Below are 3,813 nucleotides of genomic sequence, written 5' to 3'. Positions count from 1 at the left end.
GGCCACCACCGGGTCCGGTGGCAGCCCGTCCACCTCGGGCTTGCCCAGCAGCAGGGAGAACGCCCCAGTCCCAACTAAGCAGTCGTCCGGGTTGTGCGCGTACAGCTGGGCATTGGGCTGGCCTGCTTCCACACCGGCTTCTTGAGGATCGGGCGCACGTAGTAGGAGCCGAACTCGGCGTCCGGCACGACCGCCCCGTCCCTGCGGCCCATCAGCGCGTCACCGCCGCCGGCCGACGAACGAGACCGCCACCCCGGCCAGCACGGTCGCCGCGGCCGCACCGACCTGGCGCCACATCGCCGCCAGGTCACGGGTCGTGACCACCGGGTCGGGCGGCATGCCGTACACCTCGGGCTCGTCGAGCAGCAGGAAGAAGGCCCCGTCGCCGCCGACGCCGTCCTCGGGGCTCTCGCCGTATAGCCGCGCCTCGTCGACGCCCTGCTCGTGCAGCGCCTCGACGCGCCGCTCGGCCCGCTCGCGCAGCTCGTCGAGCGGGCCGAACTGGAGCGACTCGGTCGGACACGCCTTCGCGCACGCCGGCTGCTCACCGACGCCGAGCCGGTCGTAGCACATCGTGCACTTGAAGACCCGGCCGTCGTCCTTGCGCTGGTCGATCACGCCGTACGGGCAGGCCGGCACGCAGTAGCCGCAGCCGTTGCAGATGTCCTGCTGCACCACGACCGTGCCGAACTCGGTGCGGAACAGCGAACCGGTGGGGCACACGTCGAGGCAGGCGGCGTGCGTGCAGTGCTTGCACACGTCCGACGACATCAGCCAGCGCACCCCGACGTCGCCGTCGTCGGGCCCGTCCGGGTCCTGGGCGCCGGGCAGACCCACCGCTGGCATCCCCAGGTCGGTGCTGGGGGCCGGCGTGGGCGCCCGCACCTGCCTGGTCTGCTCGACGAAGGCGACGTGCCGCCAACTGTTGGCGTCCAGCTGCTCGGTGTTGTCGTAGGACATGCCGGTCAGCAGCAGGCCGTCCTCGGGCACGAAGTTCCACTCCTTGCACGCCACCTCGCAGGCCTTGCACCCGATGCAGACGCTGGTGTCGGTGAAGAAGCCCATCCGCTCGGGGTGCGCCGCGTAGCCCGCGTCTCCCGCGACGTCGTCGAGCGGTCCGGACAGCCGGTTGCTCACGGGGTGCTCCCTTCGTCGACGGGGATACCGGCGAGGCGCCGGTGCTCGGCCACGTGCTCGAGCAGGGCCGGTCCGCGCGGTCGGCGCCCGGGGCGGATGTCACAAGTGCCGACCTTCTCCTGGATGTTCACGTTGGGGTCGAGGGTGACGTTGACCAGGTCGTTGGCCGCGTCCCCGGTCGACAACCCGTTCGGTCCCCAGTGGTAGGGCAGCCCGATCTGGTGCACGACCTGGCCCGCGACCCTCAACGGTCGCATCCGGTCGGTCACCAGCACGCGGGCCTCGATCGCCGTGCGGGCGCTGGTGAGCGTCGCCCAACCGAGGTGTTCCAGCCCCCGCTCGGCGGCCAGCGCCGGCGACACCTCGCAGAAGAACTCCGGCTGCAGCTCCGACAGATACGGCAACGTTCGGCTCATACCTCCGGCGGTATGGTGCTCGGTGACGCGGTAGGTGGTGAACACGAACGGGTAGAACTCGGAGCGGTCCGGGTTGCGGACGTTGATCTCGTGCGGGTACGACCGTCGGGCAGGGTTGTGCTGCTGGTCGGGGTAGAGCGGGTTGCTGACCGGCGACTCCGGCGGCTCGTAGTGCGTCGGCATCGGCCCGTCGACCACCCCCGTCGGTGCGTACAGCCAGGCTTTGCCGTCGGTCATCATCACGAACGGGTCGCCGCCCCCGATCGCGTCCGGGCCCTGTGCCCCCTCGGCGGGCACATGGTGCGGGTGCCGGTCGGCGATGAAGTCGGGGATGTCGTGCCCGGTCCAGCTGCCCTGGCCCTCGTTCAGGTCCTGGTCCCACCAGACGTAGGCCTTGCGCTCGCTCCACGGCTTGCCGTCGGGGTCGGCCGAGGCCCGGTTGTACAGGATGCGCCGGTTGGCCGGCCACGCCCAGCCCCACTCCGGCGCGACCCAGCTCTGCTGCTGGCCCGGTTTGCGGCGGGCGGACTGGTTGACTCCGTCGGTGTACACCCCGCAGTAGATCCAGCAGCCGCAACGGGTCGAGCCGTCGGCGGCCAGCTCGGTGTACGAGCCGAGCGCCGCACCGTCCGGCCCCGTGCCGTTGATCTCGCGCAGCACCGCCTCCGCGTCGGGCTCGCCGTGCGGGCCCCGCTCCGGGTAGTCCCAGGTCAGGTCGAGCAGCGGACGGTCGCGCTCGTCGGTGGAGCCGGCCAGCTTGGCCCGGATCCGCTTGCCCAGGTGGTAGTAGAACCACAGCTCGCTGCGGCAGTCGTCGAGTGGTGCGACCGCCTCGTGGTGCCACTGCAGCAGCCGCTGGGTGTTGGTGAACGTGCCGGACTTCTCGGTGTGCGCCGCCGCCGGCAGGAAGAACACCTCGGTGCCGATGTCGGCGGTGCGCATCTCGCCGGTCTCGATCTCGGGCCCGTCGGCCCAGAACGTGGCCGACTCGATCATCGCGAGGTCGCGGACGACCAGCCAGTCGAGGTTGGCGAGGCCGCGTCGCTGCATCCGGCCGTTGGACGAGCCGACCGCGGGGTTCTCGCCCACCAGGAAGTATCCGGCGATCTTGCCCTCGACCTGGTCGAGCACCGTGCGGTACGTCCCGTGGTCGCCGGTGAGCCGCGGCAGGTAGTCGAAGCAGAAGTCGTTGTCGGCGGTCGCCGCGTCCCCCCACCACGCCTTGAGCAGGCTGACCCCGTAGTCGGCGATGTTGCCCCAGAAGCCGGCGGCACCCGCGTCGGTGCGCAGCCACTCGGCCAGGCTGGTGTGCTGCCGGGCATGCGGCATCGGCAGGTAGCCGGGAAGGATGTTGTACAGCGTCGGGATGTCGGTGGACCCCTGGATGCTGGCATGCCCCCGCAGCGCCAGGATGCCGCCACCGGGACGTCCGACGTTGCCGAGCAGCAGTTGGAGGATGGCGCCGGCGCGGATGATCTGCACCCCCGTGCTGTGGTGGGTCCAGCCGACGGCGTAACACAGCGCGGTGGTGCGCTCGCGGCCGCTGTTGCGCACCAGCGCGTCGGCGACCTGCTGGAACTGCTCGGGCGAGATGCCGCACACCTCGTGCACCATCTCGGGGGTGTAGCGCGCGAAGTGCTTCTTGAGCAGCTGGTAGACGCAGCGTGGGTGCTGCAGCGTCTCGTCCCGCTCGCCCTTGACGTAGACCCGCGGGCCGCCGGACCCCGCGGCCTCGACCCGGCTGGTCTCCAGGTCCTGGTCGGTGCCCTCGCGGTGCCGGGTGTCGGTAGGCGACCCCTCGTACTTCCACGAGTCGTGGTCGTAGGTCGCGGTGTCCTGGTCGAAGCCGGAAAAGAGCCCGGCGAGGTCCTCGGTGTCGCGGAAGTCGGGGCCGACGATCGTGGCCGCGTTGGTGTAGGCGAGCACGTACTCACGGAAGTCGAGGTCGTGGGACAGCACGTGGTTGATCAGCCCGCCGAGGAAGGCGATGTCGGAGGCGGCCCGGATGGGCACGTGGATGTCCGCGACCGCGGACGTCCGGGTGAACCGCGGGTCGACGTGCACGATGGTGGCGCCGCGTCGCTTGGCCTCCATCACGTACTGGAAGCCGACCGGGTGGCACTCGGCCATGTTGGAGCCCTGGATCCACACGCAGTCGGCGTTGGCGAGGTCCTGCTGGAAGGTGGTGGCGCCTCCCCGCCCGAGCGAGGCTCCCAGACCGGGAACCGTGGAGGAGTGTCAAATGCGCGCCTGGTTCTCG

General features: G+C 70.8%; 2 protein-coding genes. Both read right to left on the bottom strand.

The window, feature by feature from the left end; all coding sequences use genetic code 11:
* Positions 1-219 precede the first annotated feature (219 nt).
* Complete coding sequence (locus ACR2FV_RS14965; protein WP_434016500.1) at positions 220-1,137, bottom strand: 4Fe-4S dicluster domain-containing protein; 918 nt, start codon at positions 1,135-1,137, stop codon at positions 220-222.
* Positions 1,134-3,813: formate dehydrogenase (gene fdh / locus ACR2FV_RS14960; RefSeq protein ID WP_434016499.1), on the bottom strand; the 2,680-nt coding region annotated here is incomplete at its 5' end. The genes fdh and ACR2FV_RS14965, both read right to left, overlap by 4 nt.

Origin of the sequence: Ornithinimicrobium sp. (assembly GCF_051004135.1) — a bacterium.
In the GTDB taxonomy this organism is placed as follows: domain Bacteria; phylum Actinomycetota; class Actinomycetes; order Actinomycetales; family Dermatophilaceae; genus Ornithinicoccus.
This window is presented reverse-complemented; position numbering and strand designations above follow the sequence as displayed.